The organism is Candidatus Limnocylindrales bacterium, assembly GCA_035559535.1.
Lineage (GTDB): Bacteria > Moduliflexota > Moduliflexia > Moduliflexales > JAUQPW01 > JAUQPW01.
On the sequence record DATMBG010000051.1, the window covers coordinates 192,076 to 213,378 of the forward strand.

Genomic DNA, 21,303 nt, shown 5'->3' on the forward strand with positions numbered 1-21,303 from the left:
TAGATTAACCTGATTTGCAATTTACCGGTTAGGGTTTTTGCAAAGAGTGGAAAGAGACGAAGCTCTGGAAGGTTCTTGTACCCTTATGGCTTCCCCCTTATCCTTTCTTAAAAAAATAGGTTTCCTGCAGATCATGCCTTTTATTCTAAGCTAGGGCGAAAAAAAGACGAAGTCAAGAAAAAAAATAAAAAGTTTCACAAAAAATTTTCAGCAAAGGACGGTAAGATAGAACGGTGACCAAAAAAGGAAGAAGGGTAAGGCCGGTCAGGAGGTATGGATCATTTACCTTTTTACTTTAGGGGGTCCATTGGAAGCCCAAAGAGGAAACCACCGAGAAATCAGGAGTGGATTGAGGTCGATTGAGGTTTTCCACGCCGCCCAGTTTCCAAATCAGATCCTTCCAAATCCGACAACTAAATCCCGCCGTCAACTCAAAAGCACTTCCATTATCCAGGGAGGTAGCCCCTGTGTCGTGAAAGGGGGTGGTATGGAATCCCAACTGGGCAAGGAGCGAAAACCGGGGGGTCCATCTGTATTCGCCGGCAAACCCAAAGCTAAAAATCGGACGGAGATCCCAATCAAAAGGTTCCAAAGGACCTCCCGGAAAGATGAGATTGGTGTCTCCATATAGGGTGAAGTTTCCAAGGGATTTTTGGAAGACCGCTCCGATTCCAAAGTCGGGATGACCGCTTCCGAAGACTAAAGTTTCATCTCCTGTGGGAAGTTTAAGAGCTGCCCGGGCAGCTATTCCCCAGTGACCCGGGCTTTCCTTGACCAAGTGGAATTTTCCCTTTAAAATAATATCTCCCGGTCCGGAGTCTCCCGTTGTAAACTCCAAAGAAGTTCCATCGGTGGTTCGGAGAATGGAGAAATCAACGATATTCTGAGGGCGCTGATCCCGTGCCGGAAAGGTAGCTCCGATAAGACCTTCGACTCCCTCAATAAAGGGATCCAGGAATCCCCCATGCCGCCACAGAAAAGGGATCTCTACCCCTGCTTCTAGGGCCTCTGTGATACCATAGGTCAGGATCAGCGCCAATCGACTGATTTCTTGATCCAGAAGGATGAAAATATTCGGGGGATTCGAGTTGATATTTAACGTGTTACTCTCTGCGAAGTTCAGCTCGACTTTCAATCGATTCCTGGGAAGGGTTTCTGCCTGTTCCGTAGGAAAGCTGAGAAATAATCCTTGGAGGGGGTGATAATTATGTACGGCTAAAGGACCCTGGGGGAGAGAGGCCGGGTAGGCTACTACACTCAGAACCATCTGGAGAACCACCCACCAAGATCCCCTTAAAATTAAATGTTTCACAAGCCGTACTTAATCGAACTTCCCTGTCTCCTCTAAAGACCGTACTTCTAAAGCTATTGACTCTTCACCAGACTTTTCTTCCAGAACCTGTAGACGACGCTCCAATCTTTCCAAAGCAGACGTCACTACTAATTCTAAGTGGGTAATCCGTTCCGTGTCAACAGTTAATTTATATCCAACTTTCTTAGCCTGAAGGTGACGAAATCTTTCCAAGATCTGCAAAACCCACTCCCCTAATAGAAGAACAAAAGTTCCAAAGATGAGTAAGAGCGATCCGGTCAGCCCGAAGACACTTACCATCCAAAGGAGACGAATATCTGCCGTAGGGGCGGAGGGCCCTCCGCCCGTACAAACATCACGGCCTACCTGTAAAAGCTGATAGAGGACATACAGGCCGCTAAGACTTCCCAGGATGGCAAAAATCCTGAGGCTAATTTTCATAGGGACACGTAGGAATTGCATAAGTAGGTTAAACGTCTCGTTTGATGTCATGACCTCCATTTTTAAAACTTGGAAGTTTTAAAGTTACAAAGTTTACTGCCAGATGAAAGGAGTTAAAGAAAACTTCTCAAAGCGAAGAAGTAGGTCAAACGTCTCGTTTGATGAAGAAAGGGATCTATTTTTGATATAAATTTAAGGGATAAGAAGTTTAAAAGTCAAAGTGGAGGAAGATCGATCTGGGATGATTAGCAATTAAAATAAACTTTCTTTAAACTTTTTTGTCACAGGTTCCACGGATTTTTAGACGAGGGAAAGAAAGAGGGTCAGAAGGTTTCACAGAAACAGAAGGTTTTTATTTCTAACTTTTTTGCTATGAAAAGACCTTTTTTCTTTTAAAGGTTGTGTTGGAACCCGGATACCTGTGATTTCCCTTTTTGTTTATTAACTTTTTCCTTGACTTCAAAGTTTTAAAAAGATTCAATGTGCTCAAAGCACAGGGGGAGAGTGGATAAGAATAAGGAGGTCAACATGAAAATTGATGTATCGTCGATCAGAGCCCTGACCTTCGATGTGTTTGGTACGGTTGTCGATTGGCGTACTAGCCTCATCGAGGAAGGGATGCAGTTTGGAAAGTCCAAGGGAATTGAGGTGGACTGGGCTAAGTTTGCCGATGCCTGGCGAGGTGGCTATGCGCCGGCCATGGATCGTGTTCGTCGAGGGGAGCTCCCCTGGATGAAAATAGATGCCTTGCACCGGATGATCCTCGATCAATTACTGAACGAATTCAACATTGTTGGACTTTCTCTCGCCGAGAAGGACCATCTGAATCGAGTCTGGCATCGGCTCAAACCGTGGCCGGATGCTGTGAGTGGACTTGAAAGATTACGCCGACGATTTATCGTCTCTACCCTTTCTAACGGCAATATCTCTCTGCTGGTTAACATGGCCAGGAATGCAGGCTTGCCCTGGGACTGTATCTTATCCGCCGAACTGGCGAAGCATTATAAGCCCGACAAGGAGGTTTACCAGATGGCTGCTGAGCTGTTGGATCTCCGGCCGGATCAAATCCTGATGGTAGCCGCCCATAATGGGGACTTGAAAGCAGCCAAGAACGTTGGGTTTAAGACCGCCTTCGTCCAGCGACCCCTGGAGTTTGGCCCCTCTGCAGATAAAGCAGATTTAACACCAGATCCTTCGGTCGACCTGAGTGCCGGCGACTTCAACGATTTGGCAGATAAGCTGGGCGTTTAGAGTACGGGCGACCGGCGGGTTGCCCCTACCCAGGGGGGGAGGAGAATATTGGTCCTTTAAACTCACTGAAGGACCAGGGGGAAATAAGGACTGGTTCGGATCCTCTGGTTTATATCGTCTTCGAGGGTTTCGAGTAGATCAAACGTCCCGTTCGATATTGTTGGCGTTTGATCCAGTTAATAGGCTCTTTCTTCCTTGCTGCTATAGCCGGGGTGGCTTGCTGTAAGCGGTTTTTCTCAGCCGTGATCATCTCAACGATCAAATGAGACGTTGTACGCTTGCCTTGCGCCCCTACTGGCGGCGGTGACTTTCTTAAGGAAGCCTTCGCCTGGGGAAAGCCCGTCGGGTAAAGGACGCACGGCGTGGGTCGCACCACGAAAGCTTCGTAGGCTAACACCTCGGCCTAAGGTAGGGGCGCAAGGCAAGGCAAGCGTACGCGGAAGGGGAAACACGGACTACCGCCAATTCTAATCCTCCGGTCGCCTCGACCCCCTTGCTGAATTTATCCTAGCCTGTAGGGGCGGACGGCCGTCCGCCCGTACTTTAAGTCTTAACCCGACCTTGCGAGATAGTACGCTTGCCTTGCCTTGCGCCCGTACTTCAGAATTTTTTCAAGCTTAGGATAGGCGGTTTGTTAAACAGGTTACCCGTTAGGGCTAATATCCTTATCCTGGCGGGTATGAAGAGAAGGGGGAGGCACGCGAGATTTCAAGAAGGATGTAAGCATAAAAAATCCTCGCCGATAGGGAAGGGGAGGTCCTCCGGTTAAGTTTTGAGATCATAAAGTCCCGAAGCACAGGGGGGTTTAGGCATCTTTCCCTTTGAAGGACCCCCCAAGGAGAAAAAAGGGAAGGGGAGAAGGCTTGCTTGTGAAGTTTCTCTTTTTCACAAGCTGGAGGATTTATTTTTTCGATTAAACGATGTCTTTTTAGGTTTGGGGAGTCACCGGGATAAGAGGGTTCTTTCCATGCTGGGGGAAAGAAAGGAAAAAGATCAAGGCTGGGCATATAGAAATTGGCTGAAAGAATGCCGGGACTTTATCAAACGAGACGTTTAACCTACTTTTTTTAAAGAGGTTTTGCTTTTTTCTTGCTAGTGAATTATTTCTTAATATGCCGATAAGAAGTCTTATGTTAACTTCAGGTGGAACTGACCCCCTCCTCCTTCCTCCCCATATTTACGGGCTTTATGACCCCGAAGATAAACCTGCCACCCCCCCTTCCTAAAAAACCAGGTTCCTCAAAGGATCCGCCTCCTCTTCCCTTCCCCTTTCTGGGACAGGTTTTTTGATCTGCCCCCTCTGACTCCTATAAGTCTCTGGGATAAGGCACCTCCCCACCCGGTCCCCCCTCCGTTTTACAGTCAAACGGGGACGTTTGACCTTCTAATCTTCCCCTCTCGCTTCGCAGGGGAAGGAACTTTGAAGCGAAGTTCCCTCTCCTGTAAAATGCCTTACCTTACCCCCATCTCTTGGAAATCTTTGAGAAAGAAGATTAAAGAAGATTTTAGACGAATCTGTTGAGGAGATCTGAGAGAGGGTTGAACGAAGTGAGAAGATAAAACCGAGGAAAGCCCATTCCCGTCTTGCGTTTCCGATTCTTCCTGGCTCATTCTTTTTATCCGACAGATGGGGTCTTCCCAGAGTCAAACAAGACGTTAGCAAGGGCGCGGCGCGCGTGCCCCTACGCTTGGGTAATGCAGAGCAGGTCAAACGTCCGGTGGGTCAAACGTCTCGTTTGACACTTGATATTATATTAAGGAGGCTCTCCTCAGGACCCTCACGCTTATCCTGGCGTGTATACCTCTGACCCCCTTCCCGACCCGGAAAAGGTCCAGGCACCGGGTTAAGGGTAAAAAGCCCCACCAGGGGCGAACCGTGGGTGGCCCCTGACTTCCATGAGGGGATTCTCAGACTTAATTCCCCCATACACAGGGGGGGAAGGAAGGGGGGTTTCCTCAATTCCTAGTTCCCTGGCCGCATTCTGTTAAACAGATCACGGGGGGATAGTAGGGGGCACGACCGTGCGCCCCTACTCTGATTCTCTCCAGGGGATAAAGGAAAGCGGTCGATAGGTACCCCGATCAGGGCACCAACCCGTTATGGGCCTGTCCAGGATTCTCTCCCTAAGGTTCAGAATACCGGGTTCTTAATATTTGAGAAACCAGGCATCCAATGTCTGATTTTCTGCCTCCCACCGGTTTACCGCCTAACCCCCCTCTTGCTCGGAGATAAATGCTAAAAGACGAGAGTAGATCTCGGCAAAATCCGATCGGAAGTCGTAGGTACGCCCTCCCACTGCAATGGCTATCGACTGGGGCGCAGCCACCGCCAGTCGAACCAAGGTAACTATTTTACTGGGGGCCTGTAGCGGTAACCTTACTATCCACTCCGTAGCCCGGATCTCCGAAGGAGGCCTTGTTCGGATGGTTAAGAACGGAATCCCAAACGTCGCATAGGACCAAACCTGTCCCCCTACCGTATCGCTATACCATTCCCATTGCTCGGATTCCTGAGGAATCGGCATTTTTAATTTACCGGGGTCGAGTCCCATGGCAATCCCTTCAATAAGAAACTTGTCCAGAAGATCTCTAAAAACTTCCCCCAGATACATCATCCTTACCACCATGGGAACTATCTGAATTTCATCTACAGAGGGTCCTTTAAGTAATCGGGCATAGTAGGCATGGATTTCTTCGGCTATGGGAGCCTCGATTTCAAAAAGTTCGACACCCTGAAACAGATCGGTCTCCAGTTGACCTTTTACAGCAAATAAAACTGGTACTACATCGGGAGTTACATAAATGTTTCCATTGCGGATATTCGATCGTCTATGTTTTCTTCTCATAAGTCTTCTCCAAGGGAGACGAGAAGTGAAAGACTCTCCCGCCTCTTCTCCTCAGTACGGGTCGATGGTTATCGACCCCTTCAGTTAACAACCCCACCAGGATTTTCGATAAGAATTCCAGGAATAGGGTTTGGGCAATTCAGGATGCCGAAACTCATAGCCACTTTGACAGAGGGTTTCTAGTAGGGCAGGCTGCCAGGCTGTTCTCAAAAACTCCCATAACTGGCCTGCTTTCACTGCCTCAACCACCTGACTACGGAACATAGCATACCTGAAAAATCCAACAATAATCGCTACAATCTTAATGAGCGTTATCATAAACTGAGTCCTCCCTTTTTACCTGTATCCTACGAAGGATTCTTTTATAAGGCACAGAAAATATCTTCCCAAATTTTCCTTTAATATCTCTCAAATAAACAGGGGTGTCAACCATTCCCGTCAACAAGATTTCAAGCAAGATTTCAAGCTTTTTAGGGCAATAAAGAAGAGAAAAAAGGGCTTGTGAAAAAAAGAATCTTCACAAAGAACCTGGGGGAAGACACCCCTGTCCCTTTTCTAAGGATTCCTCTAAGATTATCCCCCCTTAAGAAAGCATCGCATCTCGTTTTATCTTTAGAAAACCATCGGCTTTAAACCCCTCCTCTCCCCTATCGGAAATAGGGCACGCACGGCCGTGCGCCCCTAGTACGGGCGGAAGGCCTTCCGCCCCTACTCCGATTTTGTTTAAGGACCGCAATAACTCTCTGGCTTTACCCTGCGCGACGTGGTATATTACGCTTAAAATGAGTTGTTTTTTCATTCAGGAGTCATAAATGGCTAAGTTCAATTTTTGGCGCAAACTCTTTAGCGCTTCCTTTAAACGCTGGTTCTTTGAAAGTCAGATCAAAGAAATACAGGGTCCTCATGGATCGGGAGGTAGGTCCCAGGGATATCCCTGGTACAAAGTCATGTGTTTAACCGGGGTAGACTACTTCTCTACTTTGGGATATCAGCCGGGAATTGCTTTCTTAGCCGCCGGAATTCTTTCTCCCCTTGCAACCCTGGTTTTAATTTTGTTAACCCTTTTCGGAGCCCTTCCCATTTATAAACGGGTTGCTGCTTTAAGCCCTCATGGGGAAGGCTCCATTTCCATACTGGAACATCTGCTCCCCTGGTGGAAGGGCAAATTGTTCGTGCTCTGCCTGCTTGGATTCGTGGCGACAGATTTTATTATTACCATGACCCTATCGGCTGCCGATGCGACCGCCCATATTATTGAAAATCCTTTTACCCCTGAGTTTCTTCACCATTCAGTTGGTCTTACCTTGATATTAATTACCCTGCTGGGAGCCATTTTCCTCAAAGGCTTTGGAGAGGCCATTGGACTTGCCGTCTTTTTAGTGGTCCTTTATCTCTCATTAAATTCCATTGTGATAGGTGTAGGACTTTATCAAATCTGGATCTATCCAGAAGTATTCACCGGATGGAAGCAGAGGTTATTTGAAAGCTGCGGCAGTCCCTGGAGGATGCTGGCGGTAGCGTTGCTTTTGTTTCCCAAACTGGCCCTGGGTCTATCGGGATTTGAAACCGGAGTCGCTGTCATGCCTCTGGTACAAGGGGACCCCACGGATACTCCTGAACATCCTTCAGGTCGTATCCGCAATACGCAGCGTCTGCTTACCACGGCTGCCCTGATCATGAGTGGGATGCTGATGACCAGCAGCCTGGTTACTACCCTGCTTATTCCACCCCATGAATTTCAAGAAGGGGGGGTTGCCAACGGTCGAGCCCTTGCTTACCTGGCCCACAAATACTTAGGTAATCTATTCGGTACTGCCTACGACGTGAGTACCATTCTCATCCTGTGGTTTGCCGGAGCTTCGGCCATGGCCGGCTTACTTAATATCGTCCCTCGCTATCTCCCTCGATATGGAATGGCTCCCGAATGGACCCGTGCCCCGAGACCCCTGGTGCTCATCTATACGGCAATCGCTTTTACCGTAACGATCCTCTTCAACGCCGATGTAAATGCCCAGGGAGGAGCCTATGCTACCGGGGTTTTGGTTTTGATGACGTCTGCTGCCATTGCGGTTACCTTATCGGTATGGCATGCGGGTTGGAGCCGATGGATTTTCCTGTTGATCACCCTGGTATTTGTTTATACGACCCTGACCAACGTTATCGAGCGACCTGAAGGTATCAAGATAGCTTCCTTCTTTATAGGTTCTATCCTGATAACTTCCCTGATTTCAAGATTATGGCGGATGACCGAACTTCGGGTAGATAAAATCGAACTCGATGAGCTGGCTCAGGCATTGATTCAAGAAGCGAATCAGGGTACCATTCGGGTTATCGCCAATCAATGTGATACGGGAGATGTTCAAGAATATCGATTGAAGGAGCAATTCCAGCGCGAATTTAACCATATGCCGACAGGCGATCCCATCCTTTTCTTCGAGGTAGAGGTTCGAGATGCTTCGGAGTTTACCAGGGTACTTCAGGTAAAGGGGATAAGGGTCAATGGGTATCGGGTCCTCCGTGCTGAAGGTACAGCAGTACCAAACGCCATTGCAGCCTTCTTACTCTACCTGCGGGACAAAACCGGGAAAATACCCCATGTTTACTTTGAATGGGCCGAAGGAAACCCCATCACCAACCTATTCAAGTATCTCATTTTTGGTGAAGGAGATACCGCCCCCGTAACCCATGAAGTTCTGCGTCGAGCCGAACCCAATCCCGAGAAACGTCCCAGAGTTCATGTTTCAGGCTGTTAAATTTCTTTCCTTTGAGGAAAGGTAGCAAAACGGCCTGAATAAACTTATTTTTTTGTTGATCTGCTAAATTCACTCGTTCCTGCTCAAAACCTGGAAGGTCATAACCTTATTTCAAGGAGGATCAGAATGAAAATAACACGAATTTATACCGGCTCCGACGGGGAATCCCATTTCGAAGAGATAGAGATTCCCCTCCAGGATCGGGGTGATATAGGTAAACTCTCCCAGCTTCAAAAGGCCACCGGGATCATTTTCCGGGAAACGGGACCGGATTATGACTACGACTGGCATCCGGCACCGAGAAGGCAGTATGTCATCAACCTGAGCGGTGAAGTTGAAATAGAGGTAGGAGATGGAACCACCCGTCGATTAGGACCTGGAGATATTCTCCTCGCAGAGGATACGACGGGGCGCGGTCATAGAAGCCGGGCTGTCAATAACCAACCACGAAAATCAATTTTTGTGACCCTGGACTGAAAGGACCACAAAGAGACTTCCTAAAACCCTTTTCCATACCATTTCCCTACCGAGAACCCTACAAACTCGGTAGGGCAGCCTCCTCCCTCCCCGTCCCTGGCTTCCTGGAGTAGTTTAAATAGAAATGTCGTATAACCCGTGAGGCGAACTTTTAAGAATCGTCCTTCGACCGGACTCAGTAGGTCGAGCGTCCCGCTTGATATTAATGACCGGGGAGGGGATGAGAACAAGGTCGGGAGTTATAAAACTTTTCCCCCACATAAAGTTAAAGTAGAAACTAACTTTTGAGTTCCGATCATGATACTGCCGTCGACATCGCGAAATTCAAAGGCCCCCTGTTGAAGTTCAAATACGGCAACATCGGCTACAGCTCCCGGTTTCAAGGTTCCTAGCTTCCCTTCATAACCAATAGCCCGAGCCGGATGAAGGGTTGACATGGTGATAACTTCCTCTAAGCTTAATCCCAAATTGAGAAACTTAGACAGCGTAGTCGGCAGATCATAAACTGGGCCGTTGACGTTCAACCGGTGGATATCTGTACTAAGAACGTCGGGACGAAACCCCTGGGCTAAGGCTTGTCGGGCTGTTTTAAAGGTAAAACTACCCACCCCATGTCCTAAATCCGTAATAACCTGTCGTTCCTGAAGGGTATAAACCTCCGGTCGGATTTTACCTTCACGGGTCAGGATACTTCCGGGTTCTCCACGAAAGATATGGGTAACGATATCACCGGTACGGAGGGCCGGGAGAATTTCCCAACGTGTGGGAGGAGGATAAGCGGTATGAACCATCAACGGTTTTCCAATGGCATCTGCTGCTTCTCGAGCTAGCCAGAGAGCAGCCATTCCATGAGGACCTGTAGCAAACCGATCCAGACGTACCTTGATTCCCACCACTAAATCCCCGTGCTCCCTGGCTACTTCAATGGCTTTTCCTACATCGGCATATCGAAGGTCCTGGAGTTCTCCCAAACCCGGGATATACCCAAAACAGCTCAAACCGGTGTAAGAAATATGAAGAAACGGCAAAATTCGACATCGGCTACGTTCAATCACATGTAATCGAAAACCCAAAAAATTACCGGCTCCTGCGCTTCCTGCGTCAATAAAGGTAGTTACCCCACTCCGGGCGGCTATGGGATCTGCCTCCACCCCAATAGGGATGGCTCCGTGATACACATGGGTATGAAGATCTATAAGGCCCGGGGTTACTAGTTTTCCGGTTACATCGATAACTTGGCCCGCTTGATCAGCGGAAATATGATCGGCAATCTCTGAAACCTTTCCGTTGGAAATGGCTAAATCCTTTAAAGCATTTAAACCCTGGGACGGATCAATGATCTGTCCCCCCTGGAGCAACAGGTCGTATTTCATATTTTTCGTTACCCAGGAGTCGGGAGTCAGAACCCGAATGAACCTATCTTAATTAACTTATGTTTTATCGGGCTGGTCTTGTGGGATGATCCCATGCTGCTAGTCCGACCTGATTTCTGACTTCAGACTTCCAGCCTTTACAAAATTTTAAAATTTCCTGGTTATAAGCAAAAAGTACCCGTGTATCATCGGTATGGGCAAAAATAACCCTGTACCTTGAGTTTAATTTTCTCTTTTTATTGATATCAAATTCAGAAAAACCTTCAAGAAGTTTCTGCAGGTCCTAGGAAATAAGGTTAGGGGCACGGCGCGCCGTGCCCTTGACTCTGGTTGACCTTTGGTAGGTCCAGGGCGAAACGATGAGCCCTATGGAATGTTCCATCTGAAATTGTTATAAAAGAACCGAAACAACTTGACTCTGGGGATTATTGGATTTAATATCCTCCCATGGAGGTCATGAGAATTGGCGGATAAATTCCCATAACTCAGACTTTATGAAAGGATTCCACGATTTACCTGATGGAAAGTCCGCTTCGTTTTCGTATCTGTAAATTTTTATACCGGAGAATTTTCCCGGTAGAATTTAAAGGTGATTTATGAAAGCCATTGTACTTAGCGCATTTGGTGGAGTTGACAATCTACAACTTTTAGATTGGCCTAAGCCCAAGCCAAAACAGACTGAGGTCCGTATTCAAATAAAGGCGATTTCCTTTAATCCGGTGGATTACAAGATGCGCCAGGGCCGTTTTGGTGGGAACTTACCCATGATCCTCGGTCGTGATTTATCCGGCGTGGTGGATGCTGTAGGAGAGGAGGTAACCGATTTCTCCGTTGGAGATGAAGTCTACGCCTACCTGGGTGGGCCCAGGAGCAACGGTTCTTATGCCGAGTATGTTTGTGTACCCACCGATTTCGTGGGTAGAAAACCGTTGAATCTGTCGTTTGCCCAGGCCGCCGCCGTTCCATTGGTCGGATTGACCGCCTATCAATCGGTAATGGATAAAGCCAGGGTCCAGGCTTATGAATCGGTATTTATTGCAGGAGGCTCCGGTGGGGTCGGGACGATGGCTATTCAACTCGCTCACTACCTTGGAGCTAAACCCATCCTTACCACTGCCGGAAGTGATCAAAGTGTCCGGTACCTGACCCAAGAGTTGGGTATCTTACCGGCCCATATCCTCCGTTACCGGGGGCTCTCCCTGGACCAACTCAAAGCACAGGTATTAGAAATGAATGGAGGCAGGTTTGTGGGAGCTGCCTTTGACTTTGTAGGGGGTCTCATGAAGCAGCTATGCTGTGAGATTATTGATTACGATGGAAGAGTTGTATCCATCGTGGAAGAGCCGGAAGACTTCCATCTCAATATCTGGAATGGTCGGAAAAGCCCTTTATTTATCAAGTCCGCAACCTTCCACTTTGAATTACTCAGTGCCCGTGCCATGTTTGGGGGGCCCGAAACCTGGAAGATTTATCGAAGAGAACTCAATACTCTGACCGAACTTATCGAGATGGGACATATCCAACCTCCTGCGATTACCCATCTGGGTGAGTTTTCAGTTGAGTCGGTTCGCCGTGCACATACCTTACTCGAAGAAGGGCATGTGCAGGGGAAATTAGTTTTGTCGGTTAGCTAAAGGTAAAGACCTAAAAACGAACAGCCCGGTACGATTTTTTATTAATATGTCCAGGTCAGGATTTAATGGTCTCGGAATGAGTTTGGGGAATCTCCCCCGGTTATCTTCAGCAAAGTCACGGTCCATCAGCCCTGAAAATTTTACCGGAGAAAAAGGAAAGGGAGGCATGGCGACCGAAGGGACGGGAGCCAAAGCCGCAAGGGATCTGGGTCGGGGATGGAAGATCTCACCTTCCATCCGAATGGCTCCCGGTGAGACCTTCACATTGGCCGATATTCAGGGTTCCGGGGCCATTCAACATATATGGATGACACCCACCGGACATTGGAGGCATAGTATTCTGCGCATGTATTGGGAGGATTCTGAGAGTCCCTCGGTAGAATGTCCTGTAGGAGATTTCTTTGCCTGTGGGTGGAATCAGTATGCCCAGATTTCTTCCCTGGCTGTCTGTGTGAATCCGGGGAGTGCCTTCAACTGCTACTGGGAGATGCCTTTCCGTAAGCGGGCCAGGATCACCATGACCAATATCGCTGATGAAGAAATGACCCTTTACTACCAAATCAACTACACACTAACCGAGGTATCGGAGGAGGTTGCTTATTTTCATGCCCAATTTCGTCGGGTTAATCCGCTACCTTATAAAGAGGTCTATACCATTTTGGATGGGGTTAAAGGACAGGGTCATTACGTCGGAACCTACCTGGCCTGGGGGGTTCATAATAACGGCTGGTGGGGAGAGGGGGAGATCAAATTTTATATCGATGGAGATGACCCGTTCCCGACTATTTGCGGTACCGGTACCGAGGATTATTTTTGCGGATCCTACAATTTTGATGTAGGTAAGGAAAAAGGAGGGTATCGAGAGTTTACAACTCCCTATTCCGGCTTACCCCAAGTGATTCGACCCGATGGGCTCTATGCTTCCCAAATGCGTTTCGGCATGTACCGCTGGCATATCATGGACCCTATTCGTTTTGAGAGGGATCTGCGCGTAACTATTCAGGCTCTGGGTTGGCGAAGCGGGCGTCGTTATCTCCCCCTCCAGGATGATATCGCCTCTGTTGCTTACTGGTATCAAACTTTACCTGCCTCATCCTTCCCGCCGCTACCGGACCGGGATTATTTGGAGATTATTTAAAACTTTTACCCCTTTGCCATGAAAAGGCTTTCTCCCTTGTCAAACGGGACGTTCGACCTACTGTGGACCTGCTCCTACCCGTTTAAGTGATGTTTCAACAACGTAGAAAGGATATTATTTCTTTTCCTTACGTCGGGCAACAAAGGCCGCAACCTTCTCCTTTGCTTCAGGAGTTGCATAGCAAATTTCGAAGGCTGCAGCCGTAGCGGCATCCCATTGGGAACCCCGCAAGGGGGACATTTGATTGATTAAGACCTTGGTGTGATGGACGGCTGCAGCCGGTAAAGCAGCAAGTTGGCGGGCAAAGGTTTCCACGTGTTCAATGAGCTGCTCATCGGGAACAACTTCATGGACGAGACCCATGGCCTTTGCCTCCGAGGCCGTTACACGCCTGCAGGCCATGGCTATCCATCGAGCATTCGCCCCTCCGATAACATCCACAAGTCGACCCACCGCCCAGGGCGGGGTCCATCCCAACTCAACCTCTGGCATACCCAGGACCGCCGAGATCGCAGCAATGCGAAAATCATGATAAACCGCAAGGCCGACCCCACCTCCCAGAACATAACCGTGCAGCATGGCAATCGTTGGTTGGGGCAGGGTATCCAGAAGCGCAAAGGTATGACCCTGCTCACGCTCAGCCGAGGCTGCTTCTGCCGGTGACAGGGGTGCCAGCTCATGTAAATCACTCCCGGCACAAAAAGCACGCCCTTCTCCCCGGGTGATGACCACACGGATATCAGATCGTTCCCGCAACTCTCGAAGGTATTCCGCATATTGATGGGTCATTGCTCCATCAATAGCATTTAACACCTCCGGACGCTTCAGGGTGAGCCAGGCAATGTTACCGGTGATGGAGAGTGCCACTTTTTCTGTTCCCATTTTATGACGAAAAGTTATTTCTCTTTCCTTCCAATCTTTCCCGAACGATCTGTTTCTGAATTTTTCCTACCGAAGTACGGGGGAGTGTGTCTACAAACTCTACCCGTTCTGGAACCTTGAAGGGAGCAAGGCGTTTTGCACAATAAGCCTGAATAATCTCGGCGGTTAAACGGGCCTCGGGTTTTGGAACCACGACTGCTACAACAGCTTCATCCCGGAGGGGGTCCGGAACTCCCACCACACATACATCCAATACACCCGGACAATCCAGGATAACAGTTTCAATTTCTATACTGGAGATATTCTCGCCTGCCCGCTTGATCAAATCTTTGCTACGGTCAACAAAGTACAGGAAACCTTCTTCATCGGCGTAAACGGTATCCCCAGAAAATAACCAGATCCCATCGGACAGGGTACGGAGTGTTCTGACCGTAGCTTCTGGATTCTTGAGATAACCCAGCATCAGGCTACGTCCCGGTATACCCCGCACAATCAATTGACCGGACTCGCCAGGTGCAACCTCTTGACCTTCCTCATTTATCACCTTGACTTCGTAACCCGGCACGGGTCGTCCCATCGCCTGTAAGTTTCTCTCGCCGGTTAAAGGACTCATCACCGGCAAGCTGCACGTTTCTGTCATCCCCCACAACTGTTGGAGTGGCACCCGAAAGCGACGATGCCAGGTTTCGTATTGGGTCGGTGTGAGGTTCTGGGCAAAGGTTATATTTCTCAATTTATGGGCCCTATCCGTCGGGCGCTCGGGCTGGTTAAGAAGCATTCGCAACGGCGCACCAAATAAGGCAGCCATGGTACCCTCATAGGTAATGGCTTGTTCAAAAAAACGGCTGGCGCTAAATCGGGATAAGATCACCACGCTTGCGCCTGCAATTAAGGAAGGCCAAAGGGCATGACATTGGGCAGCAGCATGGAATAAGGGTAAGGCAATCAAATGGCGATCTTCCTGCCTTAATCCGGTTGCCGCCCGAAATACCTCTGCCCCGTATACAAAATTGGTATTGGTCAACATAACCCCTTTGGGACGTGCGGTGGTCCCAGAGGTGTAAAGGAGTTGCACGACCCGCTCTGCCTTACCCTCTCCCCACGGCAGCGATACCGACTGGTTGGCCAGTTCCTCTTCATAGATAGGATAACCCTGGGGTAGAGAAGCTTCCGTCTGACACAGTATGATCTGGCGTACCGAGGATCTCCCGGCGGCTTGCCGGACCACATCCAGACACCTTGCTTCCGTGAAAATAACTTTACTTTCAGAATGTTGAACCAGATAGGTAAGCTCGTCTGGAGTACTAACCGGATTGCTCGGCATGGCTATTGCGCCCAGGTAAGAAGCTGCCAGGATCAATTGAGGGTAGGCGGGATGGTTGGAAAGATGTAAGTTGAAAACATCTCCAGGACCTATGCCCAAGGCACACAACAGGTTCACGGCTCGATGGACACTCTCCAAAAATTCTGCAAACGTCCAGCGAGAAGCCAGGCCATCATCCCGTTCGTAGATCAACCCTTCCCGGGTCGGTTGTTGTCGGGCATGGGTGGCAAAAACAGAGTAAAGGGTACGGTTTCCGGCAATGTCCATGGACAAAATACTAAACGGTAATGGATTTATAAGTCAAGTACAAAATAGTACTCTGTAAATAACCGTTCCGGGGGTTTCTTTTCCCCCAGGGAGTTTAACACAGACCTTTTACTTATCTCCCTCCCAGGTTGGAGCCAGGTATATTTGCAAAATGCCGGCGAAATTATTCTCCCTCCCTTTCTCGCCTTTGAAAGCTTGTAATTCTCTCCCTCAGGCAACATTATATAAATTAAGTAAAAAAACCACAAACTTATTGTAAAGTCAGGACTTCTAAACTAAAAAGAGATCCCTGTCTATGGACCCTGAAACCTATATCATCGAAAAAGCTTGTCCTGAAGACGTTAAGTGGATTGCCCGCTTCCAACTGGCCTTGGCCTTCGAATCCGAAAATCTCTGCCTCGACCTGGCCGTAGTCACCCAAGGAGTTCAGCATGTCTTTGAAAATCCTTCGCAAGGATTTTATATTGTCGCCAGATACAACTCGCAAGTTCCCGTGGGTTGTTTGCTTGTTTTAAAAGAGTGGAGTGACTGGCGTAACGCAGAAGTTTGGTGGCTTCATAGTGTATATGTTTCTCCAGATCATCGGCGACGGGGAGTTTTTACGAAGATGTTTGAATATGTGGAAACCCTAGCCCGTTCATCGGGAGCCCGAGGGCTAAGGCTTTACGTAGATAAAAATAATAAGCAGGCCCAGGCAGTTTATTCCAGGTTAAAAATGAGCAAAGAGCATTACGAACTCTTCGAGAAGATGTTTTAATCGGAGAAAATTTCTACCTTTTCCATTGAGCAGGGTAAAGGTTAGTCATGACGAAACTTATCCTCTTACAACCCCCTATTCAGGATTTCTATGAAACCGATGTCCGTCTTCAACCTATCGGATTGTGCTATCTCAAAGCCGCGGTAAAAAAATACCTGCCGGATGTGGAAGTCGTCATCAAGGATTATCATCAGGGTTGGGGACGTCGAACGATTCCCATACCCAAGGAACTTGCCTATCTTAAGGATTTTTATCCCTGGCCGGATAAGAGTCCTTTTTCCTCTTTTTATCATTATTACCATTTTGGAGCCCCCTTTGAAGTCCTCGCGGAAGAGGTGGCCCGTGAAAAACCGGATCTTGTCGGTATCTCTTCCCTGTTTTCTCCCTACTACCGGGAAGTTCTACAAAGTGCCCATGAGATAAAAAAACGTCTGAAAGTTCCTATCCTGGTCGGAGGGTCCCATGTATCGGCAGCCCCTTTAACCATGCTTAAACATCCCGACATCGATTTTGTCATTCGGGGAGAGGGAGAAAGACCCCTGGTAGAATTTCTGAGGGCCTGGAAAAACGGAGAATCTCTGGACCGGGTCCCTAATTTGGGTTTTAAAAAAAAGGGTACCTATGTTCTCAATGAGATGGAAGATAATTTTCCCCTTGAAGAACTTCCTTTCCCGGATCTCTCTGATCTGCCGCGTGAAAGGTATCTTTTTGAAAACCGTCCCCTCAGCTTTGTGATTACTTCACGGAGTTGTCCCCACCGTTGTACATTCTGTTCGGTTCATCTTACCTTTGGCTATCGTTATCGCAGGCGTACCCCCGAGCAGGTATTTCAAGAAATTAAACAACGTTATCGGGAAGGATTTCGGGTTTTTGATTTTGAAGATGATAACCTGACCTTTTACATGGATGAAATGAAGGTCCTGTGTAAAAAACTCATCGAGGCGTTTCCTGCCGGTGACCTTCAATTGGTGGCTATGAATGGAATTTCCTATTTGAGTCTGAACCCTGAGCTGTTGCAGTTCATGAAGAGAGCTGGATTTACCCATCTCAATCTGGCTTTGGTCAGCTCAGATGAAGTAGTTCGAGAAACTACCAAACGTCCCCATACGATAGAAAAATATCTGGAAGTAGTCCATGAGGCGACACGTTTAGGGTTTAAAATTGTTTCTTATCAAATCCTGGGGTTACCAAATGAAACTTTAGATTCCATGGTTCAGACCCTTTCCTTTGCAGCTCGACTTCCAGTTCTTCTGGGAGCCTCCATGTTTTACCTTACTCCTAACTCCCCGATAGCTAAAGGATTTCCAGAACCTGCCGAAGAGGACATTTTCAAATCACGTCTCACGGCCATGGCCATCGAATCAAAGCAGTTCAGGCGAGAAGATATTTATACCCTCTTTATAACCACGCGGATTATCAATTTTATTAAAGGAATCCAATTTGAAGGCAACTCCCTGACGCTTGGAGAAGCTTTAGATAAGGCCCGTTCTCAGGGGAAAAGATCGGCCCTGGGAGCCGATCTTTTAGAAAAACTCCTGACGGAGCAACGTCTTTATGCCGCAACCGGGCACGGTTTAAAGTTACTTCCCCGGTTTAAATCCGAGCTTTTTTTCCGGGTATGGTCAAATCTCGATCAAATCGGGACCCAAGAAGGAAAAACCATAATTTTATAGAACAAACAAAGGATCCGCTTCTTACGAAATGGTATTTCGTTCTACGGCCCGGTTAGGTTACCATCATCTCTCCGTATAAAGGGAGACCCGGATAATCCGTGTTGAATCGAAACACCGCATTGTTATCGACTTCAGTTACATACAGGGTTTTCCGGTCGGGTCCGCCAAACGCTACGTTTGTAACCCGCATCCCCCCAATTGGGACCCGTTCCAGGATTTCTCCCTTGGGGTTAATAATGACGACATCGCCGGCTCCAAAGTGGGCCACGTATAAATTTCCGGCTACATCTAAAGCCATCCCGTCGGGTCCCCAGCCTCCACTGAGCTGGCAGAAGATGGAGCTCCGAATGATATTACCGTGCTCGTCTATTCCATAGCGTAGAATTCGGTTCTTACGCGTAATGGCAACCCATAGATCTTTCCCATCTCGTGAAATGACAATTCCATTGGGAAAGGCCAATTTTGAAGCGAAAAGTTTAAGCTCTCCCTGGGCCGATAAGCGATAAATATTCCCAAAGGGCTCTTCTGCGGAAGATCCCCAAGGATCTGTAAAGTAAAGGTTTCCCATAGAATCGAATACAAGGTCGTTGGGTCCATTAAAGTTCCTTCCTTTATAAGTATCGACAACCGTACGAATTTTTCCTTCAGGGGAGATGGCTAGGATGCCTTTTCTTCGATCGGCCACATACAAGTCCCCATTTGCATGGAACTTGGCACCGTTGGGAACTCCTCCGGTGTTTACAAAAGTTTCTACTCGACCCTCCGGGGTAATTTTCGAGATATCCCCTGTATCAATGTTCACCGTGAACAGGTTCCCTTTCTTATCAAAAGCGGGACCCTCTGGAAATTTTAAACCTCGCGCAAAAAGTGTAACAGATCGACCGGTCATGTTTAAGCCTCCTCGGTTATGAAGTTAGAATTTTAGACTGTGGATCGATGATTACGGATTACTTCAAAAAGGTCAAGGGAAAAACGATATCCTTCTCGACTCTTTTAACTTCAGGAGGCTCCAGGACAGGACCTCGGATATGAAATCACTCCGTACTCCCCAGAGGTAGAGTGAAAAGTGGGTAGGGGCCTTCAAGGCCAGAGTTCTAAATTTTAAAAAGATTTTTTCAGATAATCCCATTTAGAGGCAATTTCAAGAGGTACTGAAGAGAATTCTCGGGTAAAATGCTATTTTTCCATTGACTTTTCTTAAAGAGAGTGAAAAAACAGAATTATGGCGGAGATTGAAGGTAAATTATATAAAGTTTATACAAAAAAATACAAGCCCGGCAGTCGGTTATGGACTCAAGGTCTGGAAAATGAATGGCTTTTGGGGTACCTGCTTCTTTTCCCCATTTTTGTTATTCTGGTCGGTTTGATCGGTTACCCTTTCATAAGTACGATTATTTTCAGCTTTCAGAATAAGCTGATCGGGGTGAAGGAAAGTGAGTGGGTAGGTTTAGATAATTATCGGTATCTACTTCACAATCCCATCTTTCTGAAGACAGTTGTTAATTCCTTTGTTTATACGATCCTAGGTGTGGGAATAAAATGCCTGTTGGGTTTGACGACGGCAACAGTGCTCAATCAACCCATTCGATTCCGGAATTTTTTCAGAACCCTTTTGTTTGCTCCCTGGGCTATCCCCGCGGTCATGACGGCCCTAAATTTCCGCTGGATCTATGATGATATGAATGGGGTTCTTAACCTCATGTTGGTCCGATACTTGGGTCGCAAAGAGTTTATCTATTTCTTAAGCGATCCCAAGATTGTTATGTTCTCGGTAGTAGCCGTGGTGGTCTGGCAGGGAACGCCTTTCTACAGCATGAATTTTCTGGCCGGCATGCAAGCCGTTCCCATGGAACTCTACGAAGCGGCAGAGATCGATGGGGCGTCGGCTATCCAGAAGTTCTTCTATATCACGATCCCCAGTATTCGTCATGTTATTGCCATTACCGTACTTCTCTCTACCATCTGGACGGCTAACGAAGTACAATTTGTTTACATTCTTACCAATGGGGGTCCCGATTATGCCACCCAGATCTTTCCTAATCTGGCCTTAGAACTTTTCCAAGGGCAGCATCTACTGGGAAGGGCCGTTGCGGTAACGCTCATTTTTTTCCCCCTTTTCCTGGTGGCTATCGCTTTCCTTACCAGAAAAATGCTCCGGCAAACAGAACTCTAAACAACTCTGCTGGGCAGAGAGGTGAAGACCTGGGGACATAGGGAAAATCCTCCTGTCCTTACGTCTCCGGGTTTTATTCTTATGGAGGTTGTAGAAAGACGATTCAAAAGTAAAGGCGCTGCTGTAATCACTTATTTTGTATTGGCTTTACTCTGTTTATGGACCCTGGGACCTATTTACTGGGTGGTAGCAACTTCGTTTAAAGAAGATAAAGAAATTTACGGATCGGAAGCGACCTTGCTACCCCGGGAATTTACCTGGAAGAATTATCGTACCATCCTCTTTCAAAAACCTTTCCCAAACTTTTTTTATAACAGCCTCCGAATTGCCCTGGTTACAACCTCGGCTTCTATTCTCTTGGGGACCCTTGGGGCCTATGCCTTCATTTACCTCCATTTTCCCGGTCGACAAATGCTGGCCCGTAGTATGATCGTAACCTACTTAATTCCTCCTGTATTGCTGGCTTTTCCTTTGTTTGCCCTCTTTAACCGATTAGATCTTATCGATAATGTTTATGGACTCATGTTGGCCCATCTAACTTTTACAGTTCCTTTCTGCACCTGGATGTTGATGAGTTATTTTAGAACTGTTCCTAAAGAACTTCATGAAGCCGCTCTGGTAGATGGGTGTACCCATCTGGGGACCCTCTTCCGTATTATTTTTCCCCTTTCCGGCCCAGCAATTGCCGTCGTGACCCTTTTTTCCTTTACCCTTTCCTGGAATGAATTCCTCTATGCGATCCTGTTTACCCAAAACAAATGGTCTCAGACGATTACGTCTGGGCTGAGTAGCCTCATGGTGGAGGATATCTTTTTCTGGGGTCAGATGATGGCCGGAAGTGTGTTAGCTTCTCTGCCGACGGTTCTTATCTACTTTTTATTCCAAAGACTCATGATTAAAGGGCTGGTTGTGGGAGCCGTAAAAGCCTAAATCGGTAAGCAGAGGGGAGCCTGTAAATCAGTTCTTTCTGCTTACTTCCCACAATCCAAGGCCTGCTTCTTA

At 47.7% G+C, this 21,303-nt stretch carries 18 protein-coding genes; 9 read left to right on the plus strand and 9 right to left on the minus strand.

Features of this window, described 5'->3' with window-relative positions; all coding sequences use genetic code 11:
• Positions 1–295: 295 nt before the first annotated feature.
• Both VNM22_19355 and VNM22_19360 read right to left on the minus strand, forming a co-directional pair.
• Positions 296–1,312 (minus strand): DUF3187 family protein, encoded by a 1,017-nt coding sequence (locus VNM22_19355; GenBank protein ID HWP49323.1) that lies wholly within the window; start codon positions 1,310–1,312, stop codon positions 296–298.
• Positions 1,313–1,321: 9 nt separating this feature from the next.
• A complete protein-coding gene (locus tag VNM22_19360) occupies positions 1,322–1,774 on the minus strand; it encodes a hypothetical protein (GenBank protein ID HWP49324.1) in 453 nt (150 codons plus the stop codon).
• Between the two features lie 507 nt (positions 1,775–2,281).
• Here VNM22_19360 and VNM22_19365 point away from each other — a divergent pair.
• Entirely contained in the window at positions 2,282–3,004 is a 723-nt protein-coding gene (locus VNM22_19365) for a haloacid dehalogenase type II (GenBank protein ID HWP49325.1), read from the plus strand.
• Positions 3,005–3,113: 109 nt separating this feature from the next.
• Here VNM22_19365 and VNM22_19370 read toward each other — a convergent pair whose 3' ends face one another.
• The 3 genes from VNM22_19370 to VNM22_19380 all read right to left on the minus strand — a co-directional run bounded on the left by VNM22_19370 (position 3,114) and on the right by VNM22_19380 (position 6,168).
• Positions 3,114–3,380, minus strand: a complete 267-nt coding sequence (locus VNM22_19370; protein ID HWP49326.1) for a hypothetical protein — start codon at positions 3,378–3,380, stop codon at positions 3,114–3,116.
• Positions 3,381–5,211: 1,831 nt separating this feature from the next.
• Positions 5,212–5,850, minus strand: a complete 639-nt coding sequence (locus tag VNM22_19375; protein ID HWP49327.1) for a hypothetical protein — start codon at positions 5,848–5,850, stop codon at positions 5,212–5,214.
• Between the two features lie 84 nt (positions 5,851–5,934).
• The gene (locus VNM22_19380) at positions 5,935–6,168 is read right to left on the minus strand and encodes a hypothetical protein (protein ID HWP49328.1); all 234 of its coding nucleotides are present in this window, start codon (positions 6,166–6,168) and stop codon (positions 5,935–5,937) included.
• A 494-nt stretch (positions 6,169–6,662) separates the two neighbouring features.
• Between VNM22_19380 and VNM22_19385 the strand changes: the two genes are divergently transcribed.
• Together VNM22_19385 and VNM22_19390 are read left to right on the plus strand one after the other, a co-directional pair.
• Positions 6,663–8,603 (plus strand): hypothetical protein, encoded by a 1,941-nt coding sequence (locus VNM22_19385; protein HWP49329.1) that lies wholly within the window; start codon positions 6,663–6,665, stop codon positions 8,601–8,603.
• Positions 8,604–8,729: 126 nt separating this feature from the next.
• A complete protein-coding gene (locus VNM22_19390) occupies positions 8,730–9,080 on the plus strand; it encodes a hypothetical protein (protein HWP49330.1) in 351 nt (116 codons plus the stop codon).
• Between the two features lie 239 nt (positions 9,081–9,319).
• Here the strand turns inward: VNM22_19390 and VNM22_19395 are convergent, their stop codons facing one another.
• Entirely contained in the window at positions 9,320–10,453 is a 1,134-nt protein-coding gene (locus tag VNM22_19395) for an amidohydrolase/deacetylase family metallohydrolase (protein ID HWP49331.1), read from the minus strand.
• A 596-nt stretch (positions 10,454–11,049) separates the two neighbouring features.
• Between VNM22_19395 and VNM22_19400 the strand changes: the two genes are divergently transcribed.
• Positions 11,050–12,087 (plus strand): NADP-dependent oxidoreductase, encoded by a 1,038-nt coding sequence (locus tag VNM22_19400; protein HWP49332.1) that lies wholly within the window; start codon positions 11,050–11,052, stop codon positions 12,085–12,087.
• A 166-nt stretch (positions 12,088–12,253) separates the two neighbouring features.
• Positions 12,254–13,225 (plus strand): glycoside hydrolase family 172 protein, encoded by a 972-nt coding sequence (locus tag VNM22_19405; GenBank protein ID HWP49333.1) that lies wholly within the window; start codon positions 12,254–12,256, stop codon positions 13,223–13,225.
• Positions 13,226–13,339: 114 nt separating this feature from the next.
• On the opposite strand, the gene VNM22_19410 is transcribed toward VNM22_19405, so the two are convergent.
• Together VNM22_19410 and VNM22_19415 are read right to left on the minus strand one after the other, a co-directional pair.
• On the minus strand, positions 13,340–14,092 hold the full coding sequence (locus tag VNM22_19410; protein ID HWP49334.1) for an enoyl-CoA hydratase/isomerase family protein: 753 nt from the start codon (positions 14,090–14,092) through the stop codon (positions 13,340–13,342).
• A 16-nt stretch (positions 14,093–14,108) separates the two neighbouring features.
• The gene (locus VNM22_19415) at positions 14,109–15,698 is read right to left on the minus strand and encodes an AMP-binding protein (GenBank protein HWP49335.1); all 1,590 of its coding nucleotides are present in this window, start codon (positions 15,696–15,698) and stop codon (positions 14,109–14,111) included.
• 295 nt (positions 15,699–15,993) lie between these two features.
• Between VNM22_19415 and VNM22_19420 the strand changes: the two genes are divergently transcribed.
• Positions 15,994–16,455, plus strand: coding sequence for a GNAT family N-acetyltransferase (locus VNM22_19420; GenBank protein ID HWP49336.1), 462 nt, complete (start codon positions 15,994–15,996; stop codon positions 16,453–16,455).
• A 47-nt stretch (positions 16,456–16,502) separates the two neighbouring features.
• On the plus strand, positions 16,503–18,128 hold the full coding sequence (locus tag VNM22_19425) for a radical SAM protein (protein ID HWP49337.1): 1,626 nt from the start codon (positions 16,503–16,505) through the stop codon (positions 18,126–18,128).
• Between the two features lie 52 nt (positions 18,129–18,180).
• On the opposite strand, the gene VNM22_19430 is transcribed toward VNM22_19425, so the two are convergent.
• The gene (locus VNM22_19430) at positions 18,181–19,017 is read right to left on the minus strand and encodes an SMP-30/gluconolactonase/LRE family protein (GenBank protein ID HWP49338.1); all 837 of its coding nucleotides are present in this window, start codon (positions 19,015–19,017) and stop codon (positions 18,181–18,183) included.
• Positions 19,018–19,350: 333 nt separating this feature from the next.
• Here VNM22_19430 and VNM22_19435 point away from each other — a divergent pair, with 333 nt between their 5' ends.
• The gene (locus VNM22_19435; protein ID HWP49339.1) at positions 19,351–20,301 is read left to right on the plus strand and encodes a sugar ABC transporter permease; all 951 of its coding nucleotides are present in this window, start codon (positions 19,351–19,353) and stop codon (positions 20,299–20,301) included.
• Positions 20,302–20,382: 81 nt separating this feature from the next.
• Positions 20,383–21,231, plus strand: coding sequence for a carbohydrate ABC transporter permease (locus VNM22_19440; GenBank protein HWP49340.1), 849 nt, complete (start codon positions 20,383–20,385; stop codon positions 21,229–21,231).
• Positions 21,232–21,303: the final 72 nt, after the last annotated feature.